Source organism: Bifidobacterium sp. UTCIF-38, assembly GCF_006454495.1.
In the GTDB taxonomy this organism is placed as follows: domain Bacteria; phylum Actinomycetota; class Actinomycetes; order Actinomycetales; family Bifidobacteriaceae; genus Bifidobacterium; species Bifidobacterium callitrichos.
The window spans coordinates 1-26,649 of record NZ_JFAL01000015.1 but is presented as its reverse complement, the minus strand read 5'-3'; the positions used below and the strand labels follow the sequence as shown (position 1 = coordinate 26,649).

The 26,649-nt window shown below is 61.6% G+C and carries 21 protein-coding genes; 12 read left to right on the top strand and 9 right to left on the bottom strand.

The genetic code is table 11. The features are described from left to right. Window positions 1–238: 238 nt before the first annotated feature. The 4 genes from yidC to rpmH are packed head-to-tail and all read right to left on the bottom strand — an operon-like array spanning window position 239 to window position 2,132. Entirely contained in the window at window positions 239–1,246 is a 1,008-nt protein-coding gene (gene yidC, locus BW11_RS05840; protein WP_140445347.1) for a membrane protein insertase YidC, read from the bottom strand. Beyond that, complete coding sequence (gene yidD, locus BW11_RS05835; protein WP_081887411.1) at window positions 1,243–1,542, bottom strand: membrane protein insertion efficiency factor YidD; 300 nt, start codon at window positions 1,540–1,542, stop codon at window positions 1,243–1,245. Before yidD ends, yidC begins: the two co-directional genes overlap by 4 nt. Before the next feature lie 36 nt (window positions 1,543–1,578). Next, window positions 1,579–1,971: a ribonuclease P protein component gene (gene rnpA / locus BW11_RS05830; protein ID WP_043166245.1), complete on the bottom strand. Its 393-nt coding sequence runs from the start codon at window positions 1,969–1,971 to the stop codon at window positions 1,579–1,581. A gap of 26 nt (window positions 1,972–1,997) precedes the next feature. Beyond that, a complete protein-coding gene (gene rpmH, locus BW11_RS05825) occupies window positions 1,998–2,132 on the bottom strand; it encodes a 50S ribosomal protein L34 (RefSeq protein ID WP_043166247.1) in 135 nt (44 codons plus the stop codon). A gap of 314 nt (window positions 2,133–2,446) precedes the next feature. Here rpmH and dnaA point away from each other — a divergent pair, with 314 nt between their 5' ends. The 7 genes from dnaA (at window position 2,447) to BW11_RS05790 (ending at window position 13,446) form a co-directional block, all read left to right on the top strand. Continuing rightward, complete coding sequence (gene dnaA / locus BW11_RS05820; RefSeq protein WP_140445346.1) at window positions 2,447–4,030, top strand: chromosomal replication initiator protein DnaA; 1,584 nt, start codon at window positions 2,447–2,449, stop codon at window positions 4,028–4,030. Between the two features lie 717 nt (window positions 4,031–4,747). Continuing rightward, window positions 4,748–5,872, top strand: a complete 1,125-nt coding sequence (dnaN, locus tag BW11_RS05815) for a DNA polymerase III subunit beta (protein ID WP_140445345.1) — start codon at window positions 4,748–4,750, stop codon at window positions 5,870–5,872. A gap of 97 nt (window positions 5,873–5,969) precedes the next feature. Next, window positions 5,970–7,157: a DNA replication/repair protein RecF gene (gene recF, locus BW11_RS05810; RefSeq protein WP_140445344.1), complete on the top strand. Its 1,188-nt coding sequence runs from the start codon at window positions 5,970–5,972 to the stop codon at window positions 7,155–7,157. Continuing rightward, the gene (locus BW11_RS05805) at window positions 7,154–7,624 is read left to right on the top strand and encodes a DUF721 domain-containing protein (protein WP_107044617.1); all 471 of its coding nucleotides are present in this window, start codon (window positions 7,154–7,156) and stop codon (window positions 7,622–7,624) included. The genes recF and BW11_RS05805 overlap by 4 nt, the downstream gene beginning before the upstream one ends. Before the next feature lie 210 nt (window positions 7,625–7,834). Further along, a complete protein-coding gene (gene gyrB, locus BW11_RS05800; RefSeq protein ID WP_375137638.1) occupies window positions 7,835–9,943 on the top strand; it encodes a DNA topoisomerase (ATP-hydrolyzing) subunit B in 2,109 nt (702 codons plus the stop codon). A gap of 54 nt (window positions 9,944–9,997) precedes the next feature. Beyond that, the gene (gene gyrA / locus BW11_RS05795) at window positions 9,998–12,715 is read left to right on the top strand and encodes a DNA gyrase subunit A (protein WP_258184620.1); all 2,718 of its coding nucleotides are present in this window, start codon (window positions 9,998–10,000) and stop codon (window positions 12,713–12,715) included. A gap of 77 nt (window positions 12,716–12,792) precedes the next feature. Further along, window positions 12,793–13,446 carry a DUF3566 domain-containing protein gene (locus BW11_RS05790; protein WP_140445343.1) on the top strand — a complete coding sequence of 218 codons (654 nt, stop codon included), beginning with the start codon at window positions 12,793–12,795 and terminating at the stop codon, window positions 13,444–13,446. 479 nt (window positions 13,447–13,925) lie between these two features. On the opposite strand, the gene BW11_RS05785 is transcribed toward BW11_RS05790, so the two are convergent. Next, window positions 13,926–15,317, bottom strand: coding sequence for an ATP-binding protein (locus BW11_RS05785; protein ID WP_140445342.1), 1,392 nt, complete (start codon window positions 15,315–15,317; stop codon window positions 13,926–13,928). 730 nt (window positions 15,318–16,047) lie between these two features. Here BW11_RS05785 and BW11_RS05780 point away from each other — a divergent pair. Both BW11_RS05780 and BW11_RS05775 read left to right on the top strand, forming a co-directional pair. Next, window positions 16,048–16,980, top strand: a complete 933-nt coding sequence (locus tag BW11_RS05780) for a carbohydrate ABC transporter permease (protein ID WP_140445341.1) — start codon at window positions 16,048–16,050, stop codon at window positions 16,978–16,980. 55 nt (window positions 16,981–17,035) lie between these two features. Further along, window positions 17,036–18,040, top strand: coding sequence for a carbohydrate ABC transporter permease (locus BW11_RS05775; protein ID WP_181162556.1), 1,005 nt, complete (start codon window positions 17,036–17,038; stop codon window positions 18,038–18,040). 342 nt (window positions 18,041–18,382) lie between these two features. Here BW11_RS05775 and BW11_RS05770 read toward each other — a convergent pair whose 3' ends face one another. Together BW11_RS05770 and BW11_RS05765 are read right to left on the bottom strand one after the other, a co-directional pair. Beyond that, entirely contained in the window at window positions 18,383–19,297 is a 915-nt protein-coding gene (locus BW11_RS05770; protein ID WP_140445339.1) for a family 43 glycosylhydrolase, read from the bottom strand. A gap of 231 nt (window positions 19,298–19,528) precedes the next feature. Continuing rightward, on the bottom strand, window positions 19,529–20,542 hold the full coding sequence (locus BW11_RS05765) for a LacI family DNA-binding transcriptional regulator (protein WP_258184619.1): 1,014 nt from the start codon (window positions 20,540–20,542) through the stop codon (window positions 19,529–19,531). A gap of 209 nt (window positions 20,543–20,751) precedes the next feature. On the opposite strand from BW11_RS05765, the gene BW11_RS05760 reads away from it, so the two are divergent. Continuing rightward, the gene (locus BW11_RS05760) at window positions 20,752–22,086 is read left to right on the top strand and encodes an ABC transporter substrate-binding protein (RefSeq protein WP_140445337.1); all 1,335 of its coding nucleotides are present in this window, start codon (window positions 20,752–20,754) and stop codon (window positions 22,084–22,086) included. Here the strand turns inward: BW11_RS05760 and BW11_RS11555 are convergent, their stop codons facing one another. Then, window positions 22,087–22,230 carry a hypothetical protein gene (locus tag BW11_RS11555; RefSeq protein WP_181162555.1) on the bottom strand — a complete coding sequence of 48 codons (144 nt, stop codon included), beginning with the start codon at window positions 22,228–22,230 and terminating at the stop codon, window positions 22,087–22,089. Window positions 22,231–22,421: 191 nt separating this feature from the next. On the opposite strand from BW11_RS11555, the gene BW11_RS05755 reads away from it, so the two are divergent. After that, complete coding sequence (locus BW11_RS05755; RefSeq protein WP_140445336.1) at window positions 22,422–23,546, top strand: AAA family ATPase; 1,125 nt, start codon at window positions 22,422–22,424, stop codon at window positions 23,544–23,546. Window positions 23,547–23,562: 16 nt separating this feature from the next. Here BW11_RS05755 and BW11_RS05750 read toward each other — a convergent pair whose 3' ends face one another. Beyond that, window positions 23,563–24,594 carry a LacI family DNA-binding transcriptional regulator gene (locus BW11_RS05750; RefSeq protein ID WP_140445335.1) on the bottom strand — a complete coding sequence of 344 codons (1,032 nt, stop codon included), beginning with the start codon at window positions 24,592–24,594 and terminating at the stop codon, window positions 23,563–23,565. A gap of 327 nt (window positions 24,595–24,921) precedes the next feature. Here BW11_RS05750 and BW11_RS05745 point away from each other — a divergent pair. Then, a partial coding sequence (locus BW11_RS05745; protein ID WP_308810577.1) for a glycoside hydrolase family 2 TIM barrel-domain containing protein occupies window positions 24,922–26,649 on the top strand: 1,728 nt, incomplete at its 3' end.

The window sequence follows — 26,649 nt, the reverse complement described above, 5'->3', positions numbered from 1 at the left end:
TCTCCTTCTTACAGGGGTATTGGTTTCAAGTCTAATCCCACGGCACCATTTCCTACGTTGTGAAACGGCGCTCGTGCGGCCCGATGGTTTCACGTGAAACCGATCCGAACACCGTATGGCGTTTCACGTGAAACACAACGCATGCATATGCCATGCATCATGCCAGTGTTCCACGCGAACCACCGGGCCTCACTTACTCAGTTATTCAGTTATGCAAGCACACTGCTTCGGCGTACCGCTACTTCTTCTTGCGCTTGCGCTGCGGCTGCTGACGCTGGTATCCCTCGCTCACCTTGCGCTCGGCGTCCTCCTTGGCCTTCTGCAGCTCCTCCTCCTCGAGGGACATCTGCCCGGCCTTGGCACGACGCTCGTTCTCACGCTTGTGGTCACGGATCTCCTTGGCATCCGCGGCGGGCGAGCCCGGAGTCGGGAACGCGTACATCTGCCAGAACGTGCGCAGCAGGTTGCAGACGTTGTTCGTCAGCCAGTAGACCAGCACGGCGAACGGCATGGTCGCACCGGAGAAGACGTACATGAGCGGGAAGATCCACAGCATCGTCTTCTGCATGGTGGCGGCCTGGCCGGTCATGGTAGCCGGGTTCATGTTCTTCTTCATGTTGATCCACTGCATGAAGACCATGCAGGCGATCATCAGCACGACGAAGACGCCGATGATCACCTTGCCGGTGATGTCGGCTGTGCCGAAGATGTCGGTGACGCTCACCAGACCGAACACCTTGGACTGCGCGAACTCCTTGGCGGTGGCCACGTCGAATGCACCCAGCGCGGCGCGCTTGCCTCGGGCGATGAACGGAATGGCGGACAGCGTGTAGAACATGCACATGAACACGGGGCCCTGCACCAGCAACGGCAGGCACGAACCGGCGGGGTTCGCGTCGTTGTCCTGGTAGAGCTTCATCATCTCACGGCTCATGGCCTCCTTGCTGGCCTGATCCGTCTTGCCCTTGTACTTGTTCTGGATGCGCATCATCTTCGGCTGGATCGCCTGCATCTTGCGCATCGACTTCATCTGCTTGTAGTAGATGGGGAAGATGCACGCATGCACGACAAGCACCAGGAAGATGATCGACAGCACCCATGACACGCCGATACGCGGCATGAACAGCGACAGGAACTCGTGGAAGATGTTCATGATCTGCGTCATGAGCCACTCGATCGGAGTCAGAATCTTATACATCCAACCCCAGAAGCCCGAGTCCAGAAGGAATTGATCTTGATTAATCATCGTACGGAATCCTTAACTTCGTCATCCGGCAGCGGCGTCAACCGCGGCTCCTCGTGGGCCTTCGACCACGAGAACCGATAGAACACGGAAAACCGTTGCGGTACGTCGTCGATGCCACCCCTGCTCCACGGCCGGCAGCGCAACAGGCGCAGCACGGCGAGGAGTCCCCCACGGCATGCACCGAATCGCTCGATCGCCTCAATGGCATAGTTCGAGCAACTCGGATAGTACCGACAACATGGCACGGCACGATGCGCGGAGAAATGACGCTGGTACCAGCGCACCGCGCGCACCATCAACTCACCGACGGTCATCACCGGCACATCACCGGCTCATCGCCCCTGTCCGGCGCGGTCAGCCCCACCGGCTCCGTCGATTCGATTCGCGATCGACGCGAAGCATGCCGCCATCTGTCCGTCCAACGACTGGAACGACGCCTGCGCGGCCGATGGTTTCGCGCGAACCACGACATCGACCCCAACGGGGAGGCGATCCTCGTATTTCGCGGCCAACACTCGGAAACGACGTTTGACCGTATTACGGGTGACGGCGTGTCCGACCGATTTGGATACGGCAAGCCCCAGCCTGCGGTCCTCCGGCGCCACAACCCCCTTCGTATACGAATCGTCGCGCACCAGATAGTGCACGACGATGTCGTTACGGGATACCTTGTGGCGGCGTTTGAGCACCGCGACGAATTCGCTGTGGCTTTTCAGCCGTTCCACTTGCGTTACTGCCGTCGAATCGGAAATCAGGCGGACAGGGTCTTGCGGCCCTTGGCGCGGCGACGGTTGATCAGAGCGCGGCCGGAACGGGTGCGCATGCGCGTACGGAAGCCGTGCTTCATGTGACGACGACGGTTGTTAGGCTGGAAGGTCCTCTTCATAATTGCTCCTAGGTCTTTCGGCCGCGCTGACGCGCGGCTCTCACGTGAGTCAAGCTATACCAAACTACCCTCACCCCTCCCCCAACGTCAACACGGAGGCATTTCATTCACAATTCGTCCGGCGGCCTTCCGCCGTTCATTCATGGCGAAACGTTGCAATGACGCCGATCGACGGAGAAAAGTTATCCACAAATTACACGGATGTTATTCACAATCCAGTGATTGCAACACGCAAGCCTGTGGATAACTCCCGGCATATGAGTAACAATAGGGTCCGCACTTTATTCGTTTCGAGCGGGACAGGAGGAGCAGGTATGGCCGCGCAGTCGAACGACCCCGTCGCACACGCCAATCGCATCTGGTCCGACACGCTGTCGCTGCTCAAGCACAACAAGACGCTGTCCGCCCGCGACCGAGGCTGGTTCGAGGGCGTGTACCCGGAGGCGATCTTCGGCACGACGATCGTGCTGTGCGTGGAGAACACCGGCACGCGCCAGGCGTTGGAGAACGAGCTCAACCAGCCGCTGCTCGACGCGCTGCACATGGTCACCGGCGAGGAGATGACGCCGGCGTTCAAGATCGTCAAGCGCAAGTCCGCGAAATCGCACGGTTCGACCGTCAAGATCGCGAAGACCGCGCGCTCCGGCCGATCCGCCACCGCGACGATCCCGCAGCGACCGCAGACCGTGTCGGAACTGTCGCACGAAACGTTCGGCGCGGGAGGTCCGGTCCCCCACGTGCCCGCCGACATGCCGGCGAACATGCCCGGACCGATCGCCACGCAGAACACGGCCCCGACCCGTCCCGAGTATCCGATCAGCAGCAACCGCGTGGCGCAGGATCCGCAGACGCATCTCAACAAGAACGCGACGTTCGACACGTTCGTGCCCGGCGATTCCAACCGTTTCGCCCGCACGGTGGCCCTCGCCGTGGCCGAGGGGTCCGGACGAGACTTCAACCCGCTGTGTATCTACGGCGGCTCCGGTCTGGGCAAGACCCACCTGCTCAACGCGATCGGCAACTACGCACTTGTCAAGGACCCGACTCTGAAGGTCCGCTACGTCAACTCGGAGGAGTTCACCAACGAGTTCATCGAGGCGCTGCAGAATCCGAACCAGTCGCAGGGTCAGATCGCCGAGTTCAACCGGCGCTACCGCGAGGTCGACGTCCTGCTCATCGACGACATCCAGTTCCTCGGCGGCAAGGAGGCCACCCTGGAGCAGTTCTTCCACACGTTCAACGCGCTGCATCAGGCGAACAAGCGCATCGTCATCGCCTCCGATGTCGCGCCGAAGAACCTGAAGGGCTTCGAGGCGCGTCTGATCTCGCGCTTCGACTCCGGTCTCACCGTCGACGTCAAGCCGCCGGACTTGGAGACCCGCATCGCGATTCTGCGCATGATGGCCTCGACGAACCACAGCAACATCCCCAACGATGTGCTCGATCTGATCGCCGAGCGGTTCACCGAGAACATCCGCGAGCTGGAGGGTGCGCTGACCCGAGTCACCGCGGTCGCCGCGCTGAGCAACCAGCCGGTCACGCGCGCGATGGCCGAGCAGACGCTGCAGGACTTCTTCACCACCGACGTGGAGGTCAAGCCCACCGACATCATCAGTCAGGTGGCGCGCTACTTCCATCTGACGTTCGAGGACATCACCGGCAAGTCGCGCATGAAGAACATCGCGATCGCACGCCAGGTGGCGATGTACCTGACGCGCGAGATGACCAGTCTGAGCCTCGTCGACATCGGCAAGGTGTTCGGCGGCAAGGACCATACCACGGTGATGCACGCCTGCGACCGCATCAGCAACGAGATGCAGGAGCGTCAGGAGGTCTACAACTACGTGATGCAGCTGACCGTGCGCCTCAAGCAGGGCAATTCCGACCTGCGGCAGTAGTTTGCCTTTACGTTGGCTCCCCTTGTCAGGGAGCCGCAATGGTGTGTCCCCGTTGTGTCCCCACAAATCGGGGGCTTTTGCCGAAATCGCGGTTCGGACTGGTCCGATCAACGCCACGCTTCGACACCACGCTCCGTCCATCTGAGGCGTTTGTGGCGAACGTTTTTCGCACTTCAACGTCGAGGTGAGCGAAAAACGCGAAAAATGATCGTCAGGAACGATTCTCCCAGTCGAAAATGCGTCGCAACACTCCGATGATCGCGTAGAATCGAAGAAAAGTTATCCACATAGTTATTCACAAATGTGGGTAACATCGGTGGAGAACCCGTGGATTAGTCCTCATTTCGATGTGGATAACCTGTGGGAAACAAGGCCCCGAATGTGGATGACCCACTCTCGAGTCGGAGGCTGTGGATAAGTCGATAAGTTATCCACAGCACCTGGCACCAGTTATCCACAATCGTCGCCATAGTGGGACGCCAAGCGCCGGAACGCGTCGCCCCACTTTTCCACACTATCCACAGCCCTTATTACGACGATTACTTACGTTCTCTCTTTCTGATCGTAATCCTCTGCCCCACTTTTGCGCGAGCGAAGCGAGCTCCCGAAAGTGGGGCACGAAACCCACGGCTAGAATGAATCGCAGTTGACAAACCGATGCGCACGCGACGGTACGCATGCGTACAGCAACCCAAGCATCAGACGAAAGAGGCACCCATGAAGGTAGAAATCAACTCCGCCGCGCTTGCGGACGCAGTGGCCTGGACCACTCGCGTCATCGACACGCGTCCCTCCAACCCGATTCTGGCAGGCATCAAGCTCGAAGCGATCGACGGAACGCTGCAGCTCTCGGCGTTCAACTACGAGATCTCGGCCCGTCACCACATCGAGGCCGGCGTCGACGAGTCCGGTGCGGTGCTCGTTCTGGGCAAGCTGCTCGCCGACATCACCAAATCGCTGCCCGCGGAGAAGACCTACCTCGCGACGAACGAGTCGACGATGACGATCACGTCGGGCAAGTCGACGTTCACCCTGCAGCTGATGCCGGCCGCCGAATACCCCGATCTGCCCGGAATTCCGCCGAAACTGGGCCAGGTCGACGCGCCGACCTTCGTGCAGGCGGTCGCCCAGGCGTGCGTCGCGGTCTCCCGCGAGGAGAATCGTCCGGTTCTCACCGGCGTGCGCATGCAGTTCGACGGCGACAAGGTGATCATGACCTCGACCGATCGCTTCCGTCTGTCGCGTGCCAGCTTCACCTGGACCCCGCAGGACGAGAACGTGAGCACCACGACTCTGGTGCGCGGCTCTCTGCTGCGCGATGTGGCCCGTTCCCTCGACGAACACCAGAACGTGGTCCTCGATTTCGACACGGAAAGCCCGTCATTGCTTGGTTTTGAGAACGCCGGCCGCACTTCGACCTCGCAGCTGATCGACGGCGAGTTCCCGGCGGTCGATCGCCTGTTCGCCGACGAATACCCGATCCAGGCGATCATCAACAGGACGCTGCTGATCGATGCGATCAAGCGAGTCGCGCTGGTCGCCGAGCGCAACGCGCCGATCCGCATGGCCTTCTCCGGCCAGGAGCTGACGCTGTCCGCCGGCGCGGTCGACGAGGCGCAGGCCATCGAAACGCTTGACATCGATATGGATGGCGATGAGATCACCGTCGCGTTCAACCCGAGCTACCTGATCGAGGGCCTGTCCGCGATCACCGAACCGTTCGTGCGCATGAAGATGACGACCCCGGTCAAGCCGGTCGAGTTCAACGGCCAGCAGGAGTCGGACTCCGACGAGTCGATGGACTACCGCTACCTGCTCGTGCCGATGCGCTTCAACAGCTGATACACCCCCTTCGCCTGACTTTCGCACTTGTTTCGCAGATTTTCGCAAAATGCGAAAGTCGGGGAAACTTTTTAACCTAGGAACCAAGGAATTTCCCGTGTACATCTCCCGCCTCGCACTCGACCACTACCGCTCCTGGGAGTCGCTCGTAGTCGATCTCGAACCCGGCGTGAACGTGCTGCACGGCGAGAACGGCCTCGGCAAGACCAACATCGTCGAGGCCATCGAGGTGCTCTCCACCGGCTCCAGCCACCGCACCTCCTCCTCCCTGCCGCTCGTCGAACGCGGCGAATCCAAGGCCACGATCCGCGCCAACGTCGTCGAGAACACCGGTGACGCGGATCCGGGTGCCACGGGCGACGATCGGCCCGAACCGCGCGTCACCACGTATGAGGCGACGATCGCGACCCGCGGCGCGAACCGCGCCCGCATCAACTCCGGCGCCTCGCGCTACCTGCGCGACATCGTCGGACTCGTCCCCTCGGTCTCGTTCACCCCGGACGACCAGCGGCTCGTCTCGGGCGAGCCCGCAACCCGCCGCACGTTCCTCGACCAGGCCGGCGCGCTGCTCGTGCCCCGCTACGCCGACATGATCCAGCAGTTCACGCGCATCGCCCGCCAGCGCGCCGCCCTGCTGAAGCAGCTCGGCACCCACGAGGGCTCGCCCGACGCGGCACTGAGCGGGCTGGAGGTGTGGACCGGCCAGTTCATCGAGGCCGGCGTCGCCCTGACCCGCGTGCGCATGCGGATCATGGAGCGTCTCGCCGCGCCGTTCGCCTCGATCTACGCGCGACTGGCGTCCGGCAGAGGCGCGGCGGGACTCGCCTACGCGCCGTCGTTCACGGAGGTGGCCGACGCCGGTCAGGGCGATCCGAGACCCGCGATCTCAACGCATTTCCAGCGCCTGTACGCCGGGGAGATCGCCCGCGGCATCAACCTGATCGGACCGCAACGCGACGACCTCGCCATCACGCTCGACGGCATGCCCGCGCGCGACTTCGCCTCCAACGGCGAGATGTGGACGATGGCGCTGGCCCTGAGAATGGCGCTGTTCGAGGCCGTCACCGCCGATCGCGGCGTCAGGCCGATCGTCATCCTCGACGATGTGTTCGCGCAGCTGGACGAGTCACGCAGGGGGCAGATCCTCGACTTCGCGTCCCAACAGGACCAGGTGCTCATCACCGCGGCCGCGGCGGGCGACATCCCCGGCGGCATCGACGCCGACGGCGCGAAGGCGAACATCATCGACGTCGCCGCCCTGCTGGCGCGGAAGGACGCGCGATGAAGCCGCCGATCGCCCTGACCCTCAAACTCGACCCGCGCGAACTGCCCGCGAAGGTCTTCGAAGGCTACGCGTCACGTGAGGACGCGCGCCGGCACTGGGCCGAGGAGGCCGAAAAGGCCTGGGAGAGCTTCGGCAAGCCCGGACGCGACCCGGCGAGGCTCGGCGGCGTCGCGAACCTGATCGCCAGAGACGGCAAGTGGATCCCCCATCTCAAGATCTCCCAGCTCAACAACCACTGGGACCAGGTCGTCGGCCCGCTCGTCGCACAGCATTCGCACGTCGTCGCATTCAGGGACGGCGTGCTCACCATCGGCACCGAATCGCCCGTATGGGCCACGCAGCTGACCTACCTCATCCCGCAGCTCAACGAGAAGATCCGCGGCAGTCTCGAGGGACTCGACATCCGCGACATCCGCGTGGTCGGACCGACCGCCGGATACAACCGGCGCTGGGTGCGCAGAAAGTGAACCAAACGTTACTGCGAGCTGAAGAGCCGGTGGTGGTCGCCGTCGCTCCGCGAGAAGTCCATATGCCTCATATATGGCGTTCGTCGGTAAAGACGAGTAGAATCACATGCAGTATGGTCAAAACGCTCCAAGACCCCTTAGAATGCGATTTTGGGGCAAGGACCCGCGAAACAACCCTTCGCGTGAAGTGAAATTGCAGGAGGAAGCCCTGTGGCGGATTCGTTGGACAAAGCCGAGAGCAAGGAAGAACAGCTCAAGGCCGCGGACGAACATATCAACAACACCGAATTGCAGGAAGGCGAGCTCGACGAGTCGATGACCCCCGAGCACTACGACGCCTCCGATCTCAAGGTGCTCGAAGGCCTCGAGGCGGTACGCATCCGCCCGGGCATGTACATCGGTTCTACGGGTCCGCGCGGCCTGCACCACCTCGTCTACGAGATCGTCGACAACTCCGTCGACGAGGCGCTCGCCGGCTACGCCAGCCACATCGAGGTGTCGATCCTGCCGGACAACGGCATCCGCGTCGTCGACGACGGTCGAGGCATCCCGGTCGACGAGGTGCCCGGCGAAGGCATCTCCGGCGTCGAGACGGTCATGACCAAGCTGCACGCCGGCGGCAAGTTCGGCGGCGGCGGATACGCGGTCTCCGGCGGTCTGCACGGCGTCGGCATCTCCGTGGTCAACGCCCTGTCCACGCGCGTCGACATCGAGGTGCGTCGCCAGGGATTCCACTGGACGCAGACCTATATCAACCAGCACCCGACCGCGCGCCTGGCCAAGGGCGAGCCGATGGGCGAGGACGAGTCGACCGGCACGTCCGTCACGTTCTGGGCGGATCCGGCGATCTTCGAGACCACGGTCTACGACTTCGAGACCCTGCGCGCCCGCTTCCAGCAGATGGCGTTCCTCAACAAGGGCCTCAGGATCACCCTGACGGATCTGCGTCAGCCCGATCAGGCCGGCGACGAGATCACCGGCGAGGACGGTGACGGCGAGTCCGACGGCGTGCGCCACGAGACCGTCACCTACCAGTACGCGAACGGCATCCAGGACTACGTCGCCTACCTCGTCAGGTCGCGCAAGTCGACGCCGGTCGAGGACGAGGTCATCAACTTCGACGCCGAGGATCTGAAGCTCGGCATCTCCGCCGAAATCGCGATGCAGTGGACCACCGCCTACTCCGAGTCGGTGCACACGTTCGCCAACACGATCTCCACCACCGAGGGCGGTACCCACGAGGAGGGCTTCCGCGCGGCGCTGACGGGTCTCGTCAACCGCTACGCGCGTGAGAAGGGCATCCTCAAGGACAAGGACGAGAACCTCTCCGGCGACGACGTGCGCGAGGGCCTGACGGCCGTGGTGTCCGTCAAGCTCACCAACCCGCAGTTCGAAGGCCAGACGAAGACCAAGCTCGGCAACTCCGAGGCGAAGACCTTCGTGCAGCGCGTGATGACCGACAAGCTCGGCGACTGGCTCGACGCCCACCCGAGCGAGGCGAAGAACATCATCCAGAAGGCGATCGAGGCGTCCCGCGCACGCATCGCCGCGAAGAAGGCGCGCGAGAACACGCGCCGCAAGTCGATCTTCGAGTCGGCCGGCATGCCGGACAAGCTCAAGGACTGCCAGTCCAGCAATCCGGAGGAGTGCGAGCTGTTCATCGTCGAGGGCGATTCGGCAGGCGGCTCCGCCATCCAGGGCCGCAACCCGATCACGCAGGCGATCCTGCCGCTTCGAGGCAAGATCCTCAACACCGAGCGCGCCAGCCTCGACCGCATGATGAAGTCCGACACCATCGAATCGCTGATCACCGCGGTCGGCGGCGGCTACGGCGAGGACTTCGACCTGTCGAAGGTGCGCTACCACAAGGTCATCATCATGGCCGATGCCGATGTCGACGGCGCGCACATCGCCACGCTGAACCTGACGCTGTTCTTCCGCTACATGCGCCCGATGATCACCGCCGGATACGTGTACGTGGCCATGCCGCCGCTGTACCGCATCAAGTGGACCAAGGGCGCGCACGACTTCGTGTACACCGACTCCGAGCGCGACCGCGTGCTCGCCGAAGGCAGGCAGAAGGGCCGCCAGCTGCCCAAGGGCGAAGGCATCCAGCGCTACAAGGGTCTGGGCGAGATGAGCTATCAGGAGCTGTGGGAGACGACCATGGATCCGGAGCATCGCGTGTTGAAGCAGGTGCAGATCGAGGACGCGGCCGCGGCCGACGAGACGTTCTCGATGCTCATGGGCGACGAGGTCGAGCCGCGTCGTCTGTTCATCCAGCGCAACGCGCGCAACGCCGCCTGGATCGACGCCTGACGCAATCCAGCGAAGTCGAAGCTCGAAGTCACAGTCACAAAGGAATGTTAAGAAGTGGCAGACGAAACCAATAACACGATCAACCCGGATGACAACGCCGGGAACCCGGAGCTGAATCCGGGCGAGGGCTCGATGGAGCCGTTGAGCCCGCAGGAGGCCGACAACACCGACTACGGCCTGATGACCGGCGAACGCATCCAGCGCAAGGATCTGCGCGCCGAGATGCGCGAGTCCTACCTCGCCTACGCGATGAGCGTCATCGTCGACCGCGCCCTGCCGGACGTGCGCGACGGCCTGAAGCCCGTGCATCGCCGCGTGATCTACGCGATGTACGACGGCGGCTACCGTCCCGACCGCGGCTACAACAAGTGCTCCCGCGTCGTCGGCGACGTGATGGGCAAGTACCACCCGCACGGCGATTCCGCGATCTACGACACCCTCGTGCGCATGGCCCAGTCGTGGTCGATGCGCTACATGCTCGTCGACGGACAGGGCAACTTCGGCTCCCCCGGCGACGATCCGGCCGCCGCCATGCGTTACACCGAGTGCCGCATGGCACCGCTGTCGATGGAGATGGTGCGCGACATCGACAAGGACACCGTCGACTTCGTGCCCAACTACGACGGCAAGACCGAGGAGCCGACCGTGCTCCCCTCGCGCTTCCCGAACCTGCTGGTCAACGGCTCGTCCGGCATCGCCGTCGGCATGGCCACCAACATCCCGCCGCACAACCTGCGCGAGGTCGCCGACGGCGTCCACTGGGCGCTCGAGCACCCCGAGGCGAGCCGCGAGGAGCTGCTCGAGGCCCTGATCGCCCGCATCAAGGGACCGGACTTCCCCACCGGAGCCACGATCCTCGGCCACAAGGGCATCGAGCAGGCGTACCGCACCGGCCGCGGACTGATCACGATGCGCGCCGTGGTCAACACCGAGGAGATCAAGGGGCGCATGTGCCTCGTGGTCACCGAGCTGCCGTACCAGGTCAACCCGGACCGTCTCGTCGTCTCGATCCGCGAGGCCGTGCGCGACGGCAAGATCCAGGGCATCGCCGACATGCGCGACGAGACCTCCGGCCGCACCGGCCAGCGCCTCGTGCTCGTCCTCAAGCGCGACGCCGTGCCGAAGGTCGTGCTCAACAACCTGTACAAGCACTCGCAGCTCCAGCAGACGTTCGGCGCGAACATGCTCGCCCTCGTCGATGGCGTGCCGCGCACTCTCTCGCTCGACGCGTTCGTGCGCCACTGGGTGTCCCACCAGCTCGACGTGATCGCCCGCCGCACCGCGTACTTGAAGCGCGAGGCCGAGGAGCGCGACCACATCCTGCAGGGCCTGCTCAAGGCGCTCGACGCCATCGAGGAGGTCATCCGCCTCATCCGTTCCAGCCAGGGACGCGAGGACGCCCGCCCCAAGCTCATGGAGTTCCTCGACATCGATCAGGTGCAGGCCGACGCGATCCTGTCCATGCAGCTGGTGCGACTGGCCAACATGGAGGCGCAGAAGATCATCGACGAGCACAACGAGCTGCAGCGTCGTATCGCCGACTACGCCGACATCCTCGCCAAGCCGGAACGCCAGCGCACGATCGTCGGCGAGGAGCTCGACGAGATCGTCGCCAAGTATGGCGACGACCGTCGCACGCGCATCCTGCCGTTCTCCGGCGAGATGACCGACGAGGACCTGATCCCCGAGGAGAACGTGGTCGTCACGGTCACGCACTCCGGCTTCATCAAGCGCACCAAGGCCGACGAATACCGTGCGCAGCACCGCGGCGGCAAGGGCATCAAGGGCGCCAAGCTGCGCGAGGACGACGTGGTCGACCACTTCTTCCTCACCTCGACGCACAACTGGCTGCTGTTCTTCACCAACAAGGGCCGCGTGTACCGCATCAAGGCGTACGAGCTGCCCGAGGGGTCGCGCGATTCCAAGGGTCAGCACGTGGCGAACCTGCTGCAGTTCGGTCCGGACGAGACCATCCAGGCCGTGCTGTCCATTCCGAACTACGAGGTGACCAAGTACCTGGTGCTCGCCACCCGCTCCGGCAAGGTCAAGAAGACCGCGCTCTCCGAGTACGATTCGCCGCGTCAGGGCGGACTCATCGCCATCCGACTGATGGCCGACGAGAACGGCGAGAACGCCGACGAGGTCATCGGCGCCGCGCTGTGCAACGCCGAGGACGACATCATCCTCGTCTCCAGGCAGGGCATGAGCCTGAAGTTCGAGGCGAACGACGATCAGCTGCGTCCGATGGGCCGCCAGACCGCCGGCGTGCAGGGCATGAAGTTCCGCGAGGGCGACGAGCTGCTCGCGATGGACGTCGTGTGGGGCGACACCGACAAGGATCTCCTCGTCGTCACGAACGAGGGCTTCGCCAAGCGCTCCGCGATCAGCGAGTACCGTCTCCAGGGCCGCAACGGCCTGGGCATCAAGGCCGTGCAGCTGGCCGAGGGCCGTGGATCGCTCGTCGGCGCGCTCGTCGTGTCCGAGGACGATCAGGTGATGGCCATCATGAAGTCCGGCAAGGTGATCCGCTCCGACGTGGCCGAGGTCAAGCGCACCGGCCGCAACACCCAGGGCGTCACGCTCGCCAAGCCCGACAAGGGCGACGAGATCATCTCGATCGCGCTGAACGCGGAGAAGGATGAGGATGCCGCCTCGGGCGATGACGAGAATGCGGCCCAGTCGGCTGAGACTCAGTCGGCTGAGTCCCAGTCTGATGTCCAGTCTGATGTCCAGACGACGGAGAATGTGAACAACCTTACGGATGGCGAGTAATCGTCTGTAAACGTTGCTAGTCTCGGCTACAGATTTCATCTCACGCCTACAGACCAGCGGAATCGTGAAGGAGCAATATGAGCGACAACCGAGAAGAGCAGCGGGAGGGCGCCGTGCCCGAAGTGGCGCTGCCGGAGCGTCCCGAGTCCGGAGCGACGACCGCGATCCCGACCGGCGAGCAGCCGGCCGAGCAGCCCGCGTCGTTCGCTGAGACGCCGGCTGAGCAGCCCGCGTCCGTGCCCGTCGAGGAGCATTCGCCGCGCGTGGCGCGTTCCGCGTCCAACAAGCCGGTGATCGGCGAGGCCGGTCGCGGTGCCGAGTCGGCCTCCGGTGCGCCCGTGCGCCCGGGCGTGCGTCGCGGCACCCCGCGTGCCCGCCGCATGAACCTGTCGCTCACGCGCCTCAACGTGTGGAGCGTGGCCAAGGTGTCGTTCATGATGGGCGTCGCCGGAGCGATCATCCAGATCGTGGCCGCCACGCTCGTGTGGCTGCTGCTGAGCGCGGTCGGCGTGTTCGGTCAGATCACCAACATCGTGGCCTCCACCGGTCTCGACACCGGCGGTCTCGACCTGACCAGCGTGTTCTCGCTGCCCACCGTGCTGTCGGTGGTGACGATCCTCGCGATCGTCGGCATCGTCCTGTGGACCCTCCTGTGCACGATCCTCGCCGCGATCTACAACGTGGTCAGCTCCCTGGTCGGCGGCATCCACGTCACCCTCGGCGACGACTGATCCCGGGGTGGCACCGGTCGGAGGTTACGGCCGGGGCGGTTTCCGACCTTGGTCCCCTTCATTCTTCGAAAGGCTCCCCATGGGAGCCTTTCCCATATCCGGGCCATCCGTTCTCCCGTACCTAACCCATGCCAATACCTACCCATGTATCCATGGCATACCTGTGGCGGCCGTGTCAGTGGCCGGGTGGGTGGTGTCCTGTGAGAGTTGTGTATGGCATACCCGTGGTAGCTGGTGTACGTTCCTCGTGGCTATAGCCTTTGGTGCCACGGGGGACGTACGCTGAGTCGTCGTCAGTGTACGTTCCGTGGGGGTATCACCTTGCAATCACCCGATTTCGTACGCCTGTCAGTCCGTAGCGTACGAAATCGGGTGATTGCGGGGTTCAGGTCCCGATTGCCGTACGCTGCGGCCGGGTAGGCGTACGTTGTTGTGGGTATCGGGCGACATGCCCCCGCTGGACGTACGCTGATCAGCTGTCAGTGTATGGTCAACGGGGGGTGCAGTCCTCCGTCCTCCGATTCGCCATTGATGGTGAATGCGGCATACAGAGGAAGACTGATGAGCGGTATTTCGGTTCCAGCGACGAAATCGGAACCGAAATCTCGCTCGGACAATCGGTAGGCTTTGGGTGACCGGCCGGTCTGCACGAACCGTTTCAGACTTTTCACCGTGACGTTTCGTCCTGATTTGACTTCAACGGGGATGACCTGACCGATACGGTTCTGGAACACGAAATCCAGTTCGCCTCGTTCCTTTCCACCGGACATCCAATAGAACGTATCAAGTCCATTTGCCTTAAGCGACTGCATGACATAGTTTTCGGCCAATGCTCCGCGGAACTCCGAGGACAGCAGCTGGGCGGTCTCTGGTTGTAGGAGCAGATGAGCGTCGATGCCGAACTTGAAGAACATAATGCCAGTATCCGCTACGTAGACTTTGAAGAAGCTCCCCTCCTCATCGGAGTACGGGGCGAGTGGAGCCTCCATGTCGTTCGTCATCTCGTTTCTATTGACGATTCCCGCAGTCTCCAGCCATTCCAAGGGCTTCATCAGTCGTTCTCGCCGACCTCCGCGGATGACGTCCGAGTATTTGAACTTCTTCGTACTCGAACGTAGCAGCTGCTTGGGCAGGCTATCCCAGATCCGTTTCGCAGCAATGCCGCTGATGCCATTGTCCGGGTCGGTCATGTCGTTGACATAGGTTTCGTTGATCTCTCGTTGTTCCTGTGTCACAGCGTCGAACGAGTGAGTGGTGCGATATACGTCCACTGGCTTCGGCATGCCGCCTATGGTGAGGTATCGATGATACAGATCCAGAGCCTTATCGTGCAAAATGAATGACGTTCGACTATCGGCATGTTCGCGGATCGAGTCAGCCAACGGACGTTCGTCGAGGGCCCAGAGAAACTCCTCGAAGTCCAATGGCTGCAAATCCAACTGTCTGACTCCTGACGGGAACGGCAGCCGACGTTTCTTTACCGTGACGCTGAACAGACTGCCGGTGGCGATGACCTTCCACTTGGTTCCGGAGAAGAAACGCAGGGAGTTGAGAGCTTTCTCGCTGAGTTGGATCTCGTCGAAGAACAACAGCGTGCTCCCCATCTCACATCGTTTGCCGGTGTATTCGCGGATTCTCGCAACGATGGAGTCGATGTCGCTGGTCGGTACATCGAAGATCCTTTCGATGGTGTCGAGGTCCGTTTGCAGGTCGAGTTTGACCATGTCCCCGTTGAACAGTTCTTGGGCTACATGCTCCACAAGATATGTTTTGCCGGTGCGCCGGGCTCCGCGAATAAGCAGGGGATGTGTATCGTCCGACAGGGCCCATGTCCTGATGTCGTCGGCCAATCTGCGTTGCATGTAGGTCATGTCGTGTTCCTTTGATGTGCACGATTGATCGTCGTCTACCTATGTACGCGATTTTATCTCTGTTTCTGTACTTGATGTACACGATTTTGTATGAATTCATGTACAGGTTGTACGTGAATTCATACAAATACCCGTGCTACCATCCGCGGCGGCCCATGGCGGTGTCCCATAGGTGCTCATGGTGGCTGGGGTGTACGTTCCCCGTGGGTATGGCGGTCGATGCCCCTGAGACCGTACGCTCCCCCGTCGTCAGCGTACGTTTGTCCGGGTCATTATTCGTGCCATCCGGTAGAACGTACTCTTACCGAGAATGAGAGTACGTTCTACCGGATGGGCTCCGAGAAAACCCCGCCGGACGTACGCTGAACCGTGGTAGACGTACGTTTTTGCGGGTAGGGGATGAAAAGCCCCCGTTGGACGTACGTTGATCCGCCGTCAGTGTACTTCCAATTGGATCGGGCCTGAACTCCCCGTCGGGTGACGTCGGTCATGCAGAACGGGGCGTTGCGCACCTGCGATTCGTATCGCAAGCCGTGCATCCACTTCTGGGGACGATGATTGGTAAATCGTCATCCCACAACCAGTAAATCGATAAAGTAAATCCGTTACCAAAATGATATGAGTTCGGCTTGTAACCGGTCACAAAAGTGCTATAGTTAATCGTGTGACCGGTTACAGTGCCGGTTGTTCGATGTCGAGGAACAACTCTTTCAAAGGAGAGGAGTCGATAATGGCTTCAGCACAGGCTTCGGCCGCTGCGGTGCCCACTGTGTCGTCCGTGGCGCGGGAGAATAGGCATAAGCCGGATTGGCGTGGTTGGAAGTTCATGGCGCCGTTTGCGGTGGTGTTCGTGTTCGTGTTCATCATCCCGATCGTGTACGCGATCTATATCAGTTTCTTCAAGAAGCAGATGATCGGTGGCACGAGGTTCGTGGGGTTCGAGAACTATCTGCGTCTGTTCCAGGACGGCCAGTTCTGGAGTTCGGTGGGTCGTGTGGCTCTGTTCACGGTGGTGCAGGTGCCGATCATGTTGTTCCTGGCGGCCGCGATCGCGTTGGCGATCGATTCGATGAAGCTGCATGGTACGAAGTTCTTCCGTATCTCGACGTTCCTGCCGTACGCGGTGCCGGCCGTGGTGTCCACGTTGATCTGGGGTTTCGTGTATGGCGCGAAGTACGGCCTGATCGGTTCGTTCAACGACTTCTTCGGCACGAACATCGACCTGTTCGCCCCGAACGTCCTCTTGGCGTCGATCGGCAACATCAACACGTGGGAGTTCACGGGCTACAACATGCTGATCTTCTACAGTTCGCTGTCGACGATCCCGCATTCCCTGTATGAGGCGGCGAGCATTGATGGCGCGAGCGAGTGGCAGATCGTGAAGAGCATCAAGCTGCCGGAGTTGAAGGGTAGTCTGGCGATCACGGTGATCTTCAGCATTATTGGTTCGTTCCAGTTGTTCAATGAGCCGAGCATTTTGCAGAACATGGTGCCGGGTAATGCGATCACGACGTATTACACGCCGAACATGTACGCGTACAACCTGAGCTTCTCCGGTAACCAGAGCAATTATGCGGCGGCGTTGGCGATCACGATGGCGGTGATCACGATGGCGATCGCGTACGCGGTGCAGTTGAACAGCATGAAGGAGCAGATGAAGTGACGCGTGTCGTGGTTTCGATGATGGTGTCCGTGGTGTTGGTGAAGGAGCGTGCGTGATGAGTGCGGTGTCGACTGTCCCGGGTCGTGTGAGCGCGGCCGAGCTCAAGGCCCAGGAGAAGGCCGCCAGGCAGGCGGAGCGCGAGCGTCAGAGGCGCGTCGCCAGGGATGAGGCCGCCGAAAGGAAGCGTGCGCAGAAGAGCGGTTTCGCGAATGTGAACAATCCGCGCCGCAGCGTGTGGATGACGGTGGTGTGCGCGATCTTCGCGGTGTACTGCCTGTTCCCGTTCGTGTACCTGCTGATCAACGCGACCAAGACCCAGGCCGACTTCACGAGCACGTTCGGCCTCGGCTTCGGCAAGAGCTTCGCGTTGTGGGACAACATCGTGACGGTGTTCACGTATCAGGACGGGATCTTCGGCCGCTGGCTGGTCAACACGCTCCTGTATGTCGTGGTGGGCGCGGGCGGCGCGACCCTGCTGGCGATCATGGGCGGGTACGCGTTGGCGAAGTTCCGGTTCCCGGGCAGGAAGGCCGTGTTCGCCGTCATCATCGGCTCGATCTCCGTGCCGGGTATCGCGTTGGCGGTCCCGCAGTTCCTCCTGTTCGCCAAGCTCGGGTTGACGAACACGCCGTGGGCCATGATCATCCCGAGTCTGATCAGTCCGTTCGGCCTCTACCTGATGTGGATCTTCTCGGATCAGGCGGTGCCGACGGAGTTGCTGGAGGCGGCTCGCGTGGACGGGGCGAGTGAGTTCCGTACGTTCTGGCAGATCAGTCTGCCCCTGTTGGCGCCGGGTATCGTGACGACGTCCCTGTTCACGATCGTGGCGACGTGGAACAACTACTTCCTGCCGTTGATCATGTTGAAGGACGCGGACTGGTATCCGTTGACGATCGGTCTGAACCAGTGGAAGGACCAGGCCTCGACCGCTGGTGGTCAGGCGATCCAGAACCTGGTGATCACGGGCTCGCTGATCACGATCATCCCCCTGGTGATCGCGTTCCTCGCCCTGCAGAAGTACTGGCAGTCCGGCCTCGCCGCCGGCGCCGTCAAGGAATAACCGGCTGACGTCTCGGCTTCGTCATTAGTATCACGTCGGCCGGGCATGGGGTTGTCCTCGTGCCCGGCCGACGTTTTATGCTCGAGCTTGTGCTCGAGCGGTGTTCGAGAGTTGGTCCGGTGGCCGGGCGTGGGCGGATGCATCATGTTCGACACGCTCCGGGTCGCTCTGGCCGATTCTTTACGGTCGTACACGACGCATCCGCCCACGCCCTTCGTTTCACTGCTTCGTTGCGTATGGCGAGTAGTGGTGATTTATCGAATCGTGATTTAGTAAATTACGATTCGATAAATCGAAGAAAAGGCAGGGCGTGCCAGTTACGTGGGGTAATGGGCGAGCGACTCAGCGGTGGGCGCTGCCCTCGTAGGAGTCGTCCCAAGTGAGGCTGGCCTTGCCGTCGGCGATGGTGATCGGCAGCTGGACGATCTCGGAGTTGCCGAGGTCGTCCTTGTTCCACCGGTCGCCGATGAACAGGAAGTGGTCGCTGTGGAACGGGTCGTCGTCGAGCGGAATCACGATGTCGGTCTGCGAATCGAAGGTCTGCGATCCGGCCGGCGCGAACAGCTTCCATTCGCTCCACGGGCCGTGCAGGTCGGGCGCGGTCGCGTACAGGTTGTCGTTCGTGCTCCAGCCGGTGAGCTTCGAGCCGAACCAGTAGTACAAGCCGTCCTTCTTGACGATCGTCGGCGACTCGAGGCCGTGCTCGTAGTCGGTGGCGCGCACGCAGGCGACGTCTTCGACGATGGTCAGGTAGTCGTCGGACAGGCGGTAGATGTGCGTGCCATGATCGCGGTCCTCGCTGATCACGTAGCCGCTGCCATCCTCATCTTGGAAGACGCCGATGTCGCGGCTCAGGTAACCGCGCCACGTGATCGTCGTCTGGAAGTCGAACGGGCCGAACGGGTTGTCCGCAGTGGCGACGCCGATATGCGCGTAGCCGTAGTCGTGTGATTCGGCGTGGATGAGCATCACGTACTGGCTGGTCTTAGGGTTGAGCAGCACCTTCGGGCGTTCGCCGATGCGGTTCGCGGCGAGGGCGGAACCGTTCTCCTGCACGTCGAGGACGATACCGTGGCTCTCCCACGTGACGAAGTCCTTGGTGGTGTAGCAGATGACGCCTTGGAACAGGTTGCCGTTGACTTTGTTCTCGCCGTACGCGTACCAGATGTCGCCGAACTTCTGCACGCCGATGCCGTGTAGCTGTGCGACTTCGCCCTTGGTGTCGCGCGGCAGGAACGATCCGAACCTATCGACCATGATGATTCCTTCTTGATTGTGTTGTTCGATGCTGTGTATTGGTGTTCTATATGCGATTACTGGTGGATTTTGATCCTCTGTAATCACGTATGACCACTTCATACTATCAGTGTGATCGGTTATACGCTTGGGAAGGGCAATGCGTTTCGGTGATTTCAGGCCTGCTGTATGGCTGTGATGGTTGTGGGTGTTTCACGTGGAACACCCACCGCGTTCCATACGGGCGTTGTTTCACGCTGACTGGCGTTCGATGATCGAGGTGGGCAGGAGCTTGATGTAGTGATCCTCCACCTGCTCGCCGCGCATCATCTTCAGCAGCAGTTCGGCCATCGTCTGGCCGTGCAGGATCGAGTCCTGTCGGACCGTGGTGAGTTTCGGATTGGCGAGGATCGCCATCGGGGAATCGTCGAAGCCGGTCACTGCGATATCGTCTGGTACGCGATACCCGAAGCGCGTGAGTTGGTTGATCACGCCGACCGCGATGTTGTCGTTTGCACACACGAACCCGTTGATGCGGTTGAGCATCGGCTGGAACTCGACCGCGGCCATCTCGCCGCTGGTGATCTCCCAGTCGTCGGCGTAGTAGACCTGACGTTCGTCGAACCGCTCCCCCATCGCCCGCTTGAACCCCTCGAGACGGTTCACCGCGGACGGCGAATAGCCCGGTCCGCACACGTACACGAGATCCGTGCGGCCCTTGTCGAGGAGATACCGGGTGATGTCGCGCTGACCGTCAAGGTTGGTGAAGTCGACTGACGGATATAGCAGGTCGTTGCGATCCTTGACCTCCGAGAGAACAACCGGTCGACCGATCGACGTGAATATGTCGGCCAATGAATCATCCTCGCTTAGGGAGAACAACAAGTATCCGTCGGAGAAGTCGCTTTTCACCAACTGTGCGATGCGTTTCGTGGAGTCCTCCGAATTGGCGATGAGTGTGAGCATCTGATACCCGGCATCGCCAAGAACCTTGTTGGCACCGGCCATGGCCTCGCTGACGCTGGCCTGTACCAGCGTCTCGCTGGCCTCAACCTGAATGATCAGCGCGACGGTCTGTGTGCGTTGCTGAGCAAGTGACCGTGCCGCTTTATTGGGGGTGTACTGCAGCTCGCTGATGGCGGCGGCGACTCGGTTCGATGCGTCTTGGGAGACGTGGTCACTGCCGTTCAGATACCGTGAGACAGTGCCGTAGGATACCCCCGCTCGTTGCGCCACATCGCGTATGGTGACTTTCTTCTGTGCCATCTTCATGTACACCATCGTATTCATTCCTCTGTCCCTCGGTCTTTTCCTTGTTGGGGTGCACCACGATCTCAGTCCTGGTTGTTCGCTTCTTTGCGCGACACGCGGATTGTGACCGGTTACACACCAGTGTATACTCAGTTTTGTAACCGGTCACACGGAGTGTTGCGGGGCCGGGAAAACAAAGCCTCAAGGAAGAGAAAGGCATAACAATGAGCTTCTCGATTAAGAAGTCGGTGGCAATGGTTGGCGCTGCGGCCATGCTGGTTTCCGTTGCTGCGTGCGGTTCCGATACTGCTGCGAGCGATAATTCCGGCGCCAAGGACGGCAAGTCCACGGTCACTGTGTGGAGCTGGGATACCACGATTAACGACGCCGCCAAGGTGTTTATGAAGGAGAATCCGAACATCACCGTCAAGGTGACCAACGTCGGTACCTCCGCGCAGACCCAGCTGGCTCTGAACAACGCCCTCGCCGCAGGTAAGGGCGCCCCGGACATCTCCCTGATGGAGTACCACTCCATCGCCCAGTTCGCGCTGTCCGGTGCCATCGAGGATCTGACCGACAAGACTCAGGGCTTCTCCTCCGACTACCCCGAAGGCATCTGGAAGGGTGTGCAGGTCAACGACAAGGTCTACGGTCTGCCGGTGGATTCCGGCCCGAACGCTCTGTTCTACAACAAGGCCACCTTCGACAAGGCTGGCATCACCGAAGCACCGAAGACGTGGGATGAGTTCTATCAGGATGCCAAGAAGATCCGTGCCCTCGGCGGTGACTACTACATCACCTCTGACGCCGGCGACAACAACCAGTCCACGGTGTTCATGTCTCTGATCGCACAGGCTGGCGGTAGTCCGTTCAAGGTCGACGGAGATAAGGTCTCCATTGACCTGAAGAACGATGAAGGCACCAAGAAGGCCGTCGAATACTGGCAGCGCATGATCGACGAGGATCTCATCAACACCAAGGTCACCTCGTGGTCTGACGAGTGGAACAAGGGCCTCGGCGATGGCACCATCGCCTCGCTGGTTACCGGTGCCTGGATGCCGGGTAACCTGCTGTCCGGTGCGGCTCAGGCCTCCGGCAACTTCCGCGTGGCCACCGTTCCGCAGTGGAACGAGGGCGATGACATCAACTCCTTCAACGGTGGTTCCTCGCTGACCTTGATCAAGGGCACCAAGAACGCCGACGCCGCGTTCAAGTTCATGGAGTATGTCACCCATGACAAGGAAGGCATCAAGAACCGTGTTGCCTCCGGCGCGTTCCCGGCCGACAGCACCTCCTTCAAGTCCGACTACTACCTGAACGGCACCGACGAGCTCAACAAGTACTTCGGTGGTCAGAAGTACACCGAGGTTCTTGCTCAGGCTGCTGAGCAGAAGGTCGGCGACTTCGAGTTCCTGCCCTTCTGGAGCCAGGTCCAGAACACCTTCGGCGACTACGCCGGCAAGGCATACCGCAAGCAGGAGAAGCTTTCCAAGTCCATGAGCGACTTCCAGGACTCCCTGATCAAGTACGCCAAGGACCAGGGCTTCACCGTCGAGTGATCAAGCGATCAGCAGCGTGATCGGCGATGCGATCAGTGAGAAAACCACTCTCGACTCGCGGAACCGCAGTTGATCCGCAATAGATCCAATAACCAATAACTGAAAATCCGGGGAAGGCAGATCACCTTCCCCGAGATCCCTCATACTTCGCACGAATCTCCTCTCATCCAGCCGGGGTTCCGCTTCACGCGGGTCCCGGCTTTTCCTATGCTCGTGAGTTCCCGCTGACAGGATATGAAAAGTTAGAAAAGAATAAACAAACTTAGAAAAAGATAAAAAAGGATATGAAAGCATAGAAAAGGAGAGCAATCGTCGTATCACGATCGAGGTGACGCATGCCGAATCCGTTCAGACCATCCGCAGGGGCGAACCCGCCGTATCTCATCGGCAGAGACTCGTTATTGGATGAATTCGATGACTCACTGGAATCGGGCCCCGGTTCGCCCTATCGACTAATGCGTATCACCGGAAGCCGTGGGTCCGGGAAAACCGTATTGTTGAATTCCCTCGGGAAACGTGCCATCGCTCGACACTGGACGGTTTTTGATGAGACCGCCACTCCGGGATTTATCGGCAATCTCATACTGACACTACGTTCAGAATACGGTTCCCGGAGCATCAAATCCATCGATCTTCCCAGCGTGGGCATCGAAGGGGTGGGAAGTGCCGATCTAGGCAAAGTCGAATTCAACGAGACGACCTTGCCCATGACATTGCGTGCGACACTCACCGATGCGTTGGATCGCATCGGGAAACGGCATTCCGATCGTGGACTACTGATCACCGTCGATGAAACGCAAGGTGCGAATGTCAGCGACCTTCGCGCACTGGCAACGGCGGTCCAACATCTGATTCGAGAGGAACGGAACATCGCGGTGGCCTTTGCGGGACTTCCCGGCATGACGTCCTCGTTGCTGCATGACAACGTCATCACTTTTCTCAGGCGTGCGATGCCGGTCGAATTGGAGGACATCTCCCTTGGCTTGGTCAGCGACGCCTTTGAAGAGGTCATCACGGCCAATGGCGGCGCCATCACTCCCGAAGCGTTGCAGATCGCCACGGAGGCGACGCATGGGTATCCTTTCATGATTCAGCTTGTCGGATACAACATCTGGCGAAAGGCGCCCGGATCGGTCATCGACGCGGGGGCAGCGCGCGCCGGTGTCGAGGCGGCACGTATTCGTCTTGGCGGTACCGTGCATGAACCGGCGATCGAGGATCTGTCCAGTGTCGATCGCACATACCTGCTGGCCATGGCGCAGGATCAGGGGCCATCGCGCACGGGAGACATCGCTCAGCGATTGGGCAAGGATCCCCAGTATGCGGGGCGATACCGTGAACGTCTCATTCAGGCGGGAATCATCTATCCGTCGGCGTATGGGTACGTGGACTTCACCATCCCATATCTACGTCAATGGCTGCAGGAGCATGCGGCCACGCTGATGCTGGGAGGCGACTGACGCGGGTCGCCTCCCCCTATTTCGCTGACTCGGCCGGCGTGAAGCTGTCACGCACCACCAGCTTCGTGGACAAGAGGGTGTGCTGTTTGATGTCGGTGTCGTAGCTCAGCGAGTCGGACAGTGTATGCAGAGCGGTGCGGGCCAGCGCCTGCTGATCGATGTCGAACGTGGTGAGCGTCGGCGAGGTGTACTGCGCGATCGACTGGTTGTTGATGCTGATCAGCTCCACATCGCGCGGCACGACGATCCCCGCCTTGGTGAACGACTGCAGCACGCCCACGGCCAGCGAGTCGGTGGTCACGATGAAGCAGTCCGGCAGCTCGCCGGACGTGTCGCCGGCGAACGCCTCGACGACCCGCTCCCCCAGCTCACGCCCGTTGTCGACGCTCACCGGCCCGTCGACGAACATGAGCCCCTCGGTCGGCAGGCCGAGCCGTTCGCACCAGTTGCGCCAGGCCATCGTGCGGATGTCCTCCGGGTACTCATGCCCGCCCATCATGCGCCCGGTGCCGCCGATCAGTCCGATACGGCGCATGCCGCGCGCCATCGCGAGGTCGAGCGCGTCGAGGATCGTCTGCGGCAGGTCCGGCTGGACCGAGTCGAACAGGTTCGGCGCGGGATTGACGTCGATGAAGACGCCGTGCGGCAGGGCATCATGCAGTCGCTTCAGCTCGGGGTGCGGGTACAGCTGTGAGCCGATCGCGATGAACCCGTCGAACTGGTTCGCGTTGTCGATCAGATGGGCGATTCCGGAGTGGAACGACAACGTCACATGCAGCTGCTGCGCGGTGTCGAGCAGGGTCGAGCGCAATTCGCGGTAGTACGCGTTGTTGAGTTCCTCGTCATCGGTGATGCCGTCAAGCACCGCCACATCGCGCATCGCGACGAACTGGCGATCCTGCGGTTCGTAGCCGAGGCGCTCGCTGACCTCGAGGATCTTGCGGCGCGTCTCCTCCTTGACCGAGAAGGTCGGGTCGCCGTTGAGCAGGCGCGAGACGGTCGCCGGTGAGAATCCCGCCTGTTTCGCGATTTCCTTGATCGTGACCATGTTGTTGTTCGCTGCTCCTTCGCGGGGCGGATCGTGCGTTTGATGCCGCCCTCAAGCTGATTGGTAATGCGTTTACTAACGTCCATCCTAGCGCATGGCACGCTTGCGGCGTCGATTCGCTGTGTGTCTGTCCCTCTCCCCTCTCCCGGTCAGCTTTGCTGACAGCCCTTCGTCAGAGGGGTCGGTGACATCGAGCGCCTTGTCGATGAACTTGCACTGCGGGCGCGTGAAGACTATTTTTAGTAAAAGATTTACTCCAGAGTTGCGCTGACGGAGCAGTGACGCGAAAACGACGCAACAACGGAACACAGAAAGGGCACACATACTATGACCAGTACTCAGCCGCTCGATCACGCAGCACCCGCAGTGCGCGCGGACCGCTTCGATCCGGCGTGGCTCGACGACCCGCGCACGTTCGAGGTCAACCGCCTCGCCGCGCACTCCAGCCACCGCTACTACGACCACGTCCCGGGCGCGGGCGAAACCTCGGACTTGAAGCAGAGCCTCGACGGCGCGTGGAGTGTCAAGGTCGTCGATCTCGCCGCATACGGCAAGGACGCGCTCGCCGCCGATCCGCTCGCCGCGTTCGCCGACCCCGCGGACGCCGGATTCCAGTCGATCGACGTGCCCTCCACGCTCGAGACCCGCGGCTTCCTGGGCCACAAGTACGTCAACCAGCAGTACCCGTGGTCCGGCCACGAGGCGCCGGTAGCGCCCGCCATCCCCGAACATAACCACGTGGCCCTCTACCGCCGCGAGTTCACCGCCTCCCCGAAGGTCGCCGCCGCGCTCGGTGCCGGACAGACCGTCACCCTGACCTTCCACGGCGCATCCACCGCGATCGCCGTGTGGCTCAACGGCGCGTTCATCGGCTACTCCGAGGACTCCTTCACCCCGAGCGAATTCGACGTGACGTCCGCCCTGCGCGAGGGCGCGAACAGGCTCGACGTCGCCGTTTTCGAGTACTCCTCCGCCAGCTGGCTCGAGGACCAGGACTTCTGGCGCATGCACGGCATCTTCCGCTCGGTCGAGCTCGCCGCGCATCCGGCCGTCCACGTCGGCAACCTCAAGATCGACGCCGACTACGATCACACCACCGGCGCGGGCACGCTCGATGTCGCGGCAACGGTCGAAGGCGCGGGCGGCACGGGCAAGGCCGCGTCGCTCGAGGCCGCGCTGTTCGACGCCGACGGATCGGTCGTCTGGCAGGAGGTCAAGGACGCCGCCGGCACGACGGCGGAATGGCGTACCAACCTCGCCAAGGTCGCCCCGTGGAGCGCCGAGGAGCCGAACCTGTACGCGCTCGCCGTCACCGTGCTCGACGCCGACGGCCACGTGATCGAGGTCGCGACCCAGCGCATCGGCTTCCGTCACTTCGCCATCGAAGACGGCATCATGAAGATCAACGGCAAGCGAGTGATCTTCAAGGGCGTCAATCGCCATGAGTTCGATGCGCGCGAGGGCCGTGCGGTGTCCGAGGAGGTCATGATCCAGGACATCCGCGAGTTCAAGCGCCTCAACATCAACGCCGTGCGCACCTGCCACTACCCGAACCAGATCCGCTGGTACGAGCTGTGCGATGAATACGGCATCTACGTGCTCGACGAGACCAACCTCGAGACCCACGGCAGCTGGACCGATCCGGGCGACGTGTTCCAGCCCGCTCGCGCGATCCCCGGCAGCAAGGACGAATGGCGCGCCGCGTGCGTCGACCGCGCCGAGAGCATGCTGCGCCGCGACTACAACCATGCGAGCGTCGTGATCTGGTCGCTCGGCAACGAGTCGTTCGGCGGCGACGTGTTCTACTCGATGCGTGACTTCTTCCACGCCAACGATCCGTTCCGCCCCGTCCACTACGAGGGCGTGGTCAACGACTCCGAGTTCTCCGCCGCCACGGACATCATGAGCTGCATGTACGCCAAGCCGGCCGAGATCGAGGAGAAGTACGTCGGGCCTGATGCCGACAAGCCGTACATCTCCTGCGAATACTGCCACTCGATGGGCAACTCCTCCGGCGGCCTGCACCTGTACACCGAGCTCGAGAAGTACCCGAAG

Coding starts and splice junctions, on each gene's coding strand:
- yidC (WP_140445347.1), bottom strand. CDS start 1,246: ATGATTAATCAAGATCAATTCCTTCTGGACTCGGGCTTCTGGGGTTGG.
- BW11_RS05805 (WP_107044617.1), top strand. CDS start 7,154: ATGAAGCCGCCGATCGCCCTGACCCTCAAACTCGACCCGCGCGAACTG.
- BW11_RS05760 (WP_140445337.1), top strand. CDS start 20,752: ATGAGCTTCTCGATTAAGAAGTCGGTGGCAATGGTTGGCGCTGCGGCC.
- BW11_RS05770 (WP_140445339.1), bottom strand. CDS start 19,297: ATGGTCGATAGGTTCGGATCGTTCCTGCCGCGCGACACCAAGGGCGAA.
- BW11_RS05785 (WP_140445342.1), bottom strand. CDS start 15,317: ATGACCTACATGCAACGCAGATTGGCCGACGACATCAGGACATGGGCC.
- BW11_RS05780 (WP_140445341.1), top strand. CDS start 16,048: ATGGCTTCAGCACAGGCTTCGGCCGCTGCGGTGCCCACTGTGTCGTCC.
- BW11_RS11555 (WP_181162555.1), bottom strand. CDS start 22,230: ATGAGGGATCTCGGGGAAGGTGATCTGCCTTCCCCGGATTTTCAGTTA.
- dnaN (WP_140445345.1), top strand. CDS start 4,748: ATGAAGGTAGAAATCAACTCCGCCGCGCTTGCGGACGCAGTGGCCTGG.
- BW11_RS05775 (WP_181162556.1), top strand. CDS start 17,036: ATGAGTGCGGTGTCGACTGTCCCGGGTCGTGTGAGCGCGGCCGAGCTC.
- yidD (WP_081887411.1), bottom strand. CDS start 1,542: ATGGTGCGCGCGGTGCGCTGGTACCAGCGTCATTTCTCCGCGCATCGT.
- BW11_RS05790 (WP_140445343.1), top strand. CDS start 12,793: ATGAGCGACAACCGAGAAGAGCAGCGGGAGGGCGCCGTGCCCGAAGTG.
- BW11_RS05765 (WP_258184619.1), bottom strand. CDS start 20,542: ATGGCACAGAAGAAAGTCACCATACGCGATGTGGCGCAACGAGCGGGG.
- BW11_RS05750 (WP_140445335.1), bottom strand. CDS start 24,594: ATGGTCACGATCAAGGAAATCGCGAAACAGGCGGGATTCTCACCGGCG.
- BW11_RS05755 (WP_140445336.1), top strand. CDS start 22,422: ATGCCGAATCCGTTCAGACCATCCGCAGGGGCGAACCCGCCGTATCTC.
- dnaA (WP_140445346.1), top strand. CDS start 2,447: ATGGCCGCGCAGTCGAACGACCCCGTCGCACACGCCAATCGCATCTGG.
- rpmH (WP_043166247.1), bottom strand. CDS start 2,132: ATGAAGAGGACCTTCCAGCCTAACAACCGTCGTCGTCACATGAAGCAC.